The following is a 1,414-nucleotide window of genomic DNA, read 5'->3' as shown; positions in this document are numbered from 1 at the left end:
AGGAAGTGTCAATACTGATACTGACCTTAATCCAGTCAACCGTAATCCATAGACTTATTTACGCTCTCCTCTTTTTTTTAACGATTAAGTAGGGGGCTTCTAAGTATTGTCATTTTTCATTTCTTGAGGAACTAATTTTCATGGGAGTTCAAGAAGCTATTTTATATTTTTTAAGTAATTCAAAGAACGCTTGGAGTACCAGACGTGCCAGTGGTGTAGTCAAAGGTAGCAAGATAAACGCATAAATTGTTCCCCAAATTAAAACTCCCTCCACATTAACACCAACATATCCACCACCTTCTAGAGGGTTTCTAAGAGTTCCTCCAAGCACCAATAGTTCCGCTGTATAGTGTGATAAATAATGCGGATATTAGGCTTACTAACCAAAGTTTTTTGTTTGTAACGTTTACTTGTTTTGTGAAATAAACCCCTAATATCGCAAAGGTCACTATAAAGGGAATAATAGTTGCGTAATATAGCCAACTCTCTCCAAATAAAGAAGTAACGCCACCAGCTAATCCCTGTGCAACGAACATAAACATAAAGGAAATAACAAACGATAAACCAAAACCAAAAATAAAACCAATCATAATTCCTTTTGTAATTTTCATAACGATGCTTCACCCCACATTAAACTCTAACAATGTTAAAGTCCCCGTTAGCCATCCATGCAGCACAAAAAAATGCTACACCACAGAGAATGAAAATGGGTAGGAAGTGTCAATACTGATACTGACCTTAATCCAGTCAACCGTAATCCATAGACTTATTCACGCTATCCTCTTTTTTTTAACGATTAAGTAGGGTTCTTCTTAGTATTGTCATTTTTCATTTCTTGAAGAACTAATTTTCATGGGAGTTGAATAAGAGATTCTATACTAATGATTTAACCATTGTAAAATAACTACTACCAGGGGGATAATCTTTTATTTCACCCACAACTTTATATCCTTTAATTTCATAGAAAGAACGTGCTTGAAAATCAAAAGTAGTTAATAGTGCCTTCTTTGCACCTTTCTCTTTAGCTAACTTTTCCGTTTTATCGAGCAAATCCCCACCTAAACCCTTACCCCTAAATTCTTCATGAAACCAAAAATCATTGATTTCAACCCAGTCCCAGTAAACATCTGCGGTTATTCCACCTATCCATTTTTTCTTATCATTCTCAACAATAATACTTATGGGTTGCACTGAACCTTTGTTCCTTGCTTCTTTATGGTGAAATGAGTGCTTATTATTAAACTCCTTTATCCTTGATTTTAGAAAAGCTGAAAATTCTTCGTTGTTCTCCAATAAAATTTCTATATTATATTTCATTCTCGGTGTTTGTCAATATAGTTGTCGCATTTAGCTAGTTTAGTATCTTTAAAATACATATTCTTATCTCTTGTAACCAAAAATTCTGTCAAGGCTA

General features: G+C 34.3%; 2 protein-coding genes. Both read right to left on the bottom strand.

The genetic code is table 11. The annotated features are described in order from the left end of the window. Window positions 1-311: 311 nt before the first annotated feature. The gene (locus ACIQYS_RS22400; RefSeq protein ID WP_402985252.1) at window positions 312-611 is read right to left on the bottom strand and encodes a hypothetical protein; all 300 of its coding nucleotides are present in this window, start codon (window positions 609-611) and stop codon (window positions 312-314) included. A gap of 262 nt (window positions 612-873) precedes the next feature. Then, window positions 874-1,317 carry a GNAT family N-acetyltransferase gene (locus ACIQYS_RS22395; protein WP_402985250.1) on the bottom strand — a complete coding sequence of 148 codons (444 nt, stop codon included), beginning with the start codon at window positions 1,315-1,317 and terminating at the stop codon, window positions 874-876. Between the last annotated feature and the right edge of the window lie 97 nt (window positions 1,318-1,414).

Origin of the sequence: Psychrobacillus sp. NPDC096426 (genome assembly GCF_044762745.1) — a bacterium.
Classification (GTDB): Bacteria; Bacillota; Bacilli; order Bacillales_A; family Planococcaceae; genus Psychrobacillus.
The sequence above is the reverse complement of the archived record's forward strand: the minus strand, read 5'-3'. Positions and strand labels throughout refer to the sequence as shown.